We start from the raw sequence: 1,326 nt of genomic DNA, 5'->3' as shown, positions 1-1,326 counted from the left end.
CTGATTGACTGACAAAAGATGCGATTACATGAGCGAATCGCTTATCAGCAGGCAATTGTAGGCATTGAAAAGTAGTCAAAGGGAGCCAGCGTTCTAAGATTTAGATACCACTCAAAATCATAGGAACGCTGTGAACAAAAACTCCCGTCTTTACGATGCCTTGAAAGCTTGGCTAGGTCAAGATTGTCCGTGGGTGCATTTAGCTCATCTGACAGCCTGTTCATGGATGGTAGTGGCGCTGATTGAAACCGGTAGCGTCAGCCTAACGAAATGGACGACATACTTGCCCTGCCGTGGCCTCTATGCGCAAAGCAAACAGAGACGGGTACGGCGCTGGCTATCGAATAGCCGCATCAACATTCACCGCCTATACAAACCTCTGATTCAGGCAGCTTTGGCGAAGTGGGAAGAAGAAAGTCTCTATCTGAGTTTAGACACCTCGTTGTTTTGGGAGGAGTACTGCCTGATTCGGCTGGCGGTGGTGCATCGAGGACGGGCGCTACCCCTAGCTTGGCGGGTGTTGAAACATGCGAGTGCCTCAGTCTCGTTTGAGACGTACCAAGAGCTGATGATGCAGTCCGCTCAATACCTGCCAGCAGGGGTAAAGGTTATCCTGTTGGCTGACCGGGGCTTCGTACACACCCGTGCGATGAGTGCAATGCGACAACTCGGCTGGCACTATCGGATTAGGATCAAAAGTGACACTTGGCTCTGGCGACCGGGCTCTGGCTGGTGTCAGCCTAAATCGTTCCACCTAGAGCGCGGCAAAGCCTTGTGTTTCCACCACGTTAGATTACACCGTCAAGAAAAGTATGGCCCGGTGCATGTCATTTTGGGGCGCAATAACATCAACGGTGAGTTCTGGGCCGTGGTCAGTGACCAGCCGAGCAGCCCTGACACTTTTATGGAATATGCCCTGAGGTTCGATATCGAGGAAGGATTTTTAGATGACCAATCGGGCGGTTGGAATCTACAACGCTCTGAGATTCGCTCGGTCACTGACCTCTCACGCCTCTGGTTTATCCTGGCGGTTGCCACCCTCTATGTCACCGCCCAAGGGCTAGAAGTGGTTCAAACAGGACGTAGGCGCTGGATTGACACACACTGGTTTCGCGGCAATAGCTATTTTCGCATCGGACTAGAGTGGACTAAGGCTGCTCTGTTCAACGGCTGGCAGTTGATTCAACAGGTTGCCTTTACCTCTCATCGTGATCCTCACCCAGCTATGGCTTCTAGGCAGCAACACAATAAAAAGGCCGGTCGCCTTGACTTCATGGTGATCACCGTTAAATTTCTGCCTGACTAATCTTTTGTCAGTCAATCAGG

1 protein-coding gene is annotated in these 1,326 nt (G+C 51.4%); it reads left to right on the top strand.

The window, feature by feature from the left end:
* Window positions 1-130: 130 nt before the first annotated feature.
* Window positions 131-1,306: a transposase gene (locus CKL79_RS23360; protein WP_170944172.1), complete on the top strand. Its 1,176-nt coding sequence runs from the start codon at window positions 131-133 to the stop codon at window positions 1,304-1,306.
* Window positions 1,307-1,326 lie beyond the last annotated feature (20 nt).

The sequence above is a fragment of the Leptolyngbya sp. BC1307 genome (assembly GCF_002286735.1).
In the GTDB taxonomy this organism is placed as follows: Bacteria; Cyanobacteriota; Cyanobacteriia; order Phormidesmidales; family Phormidesmidaceae; genus Phormidesmis.
This window is presented reverse-complemented; position numbering and strand designations above follow the sequence as displayed.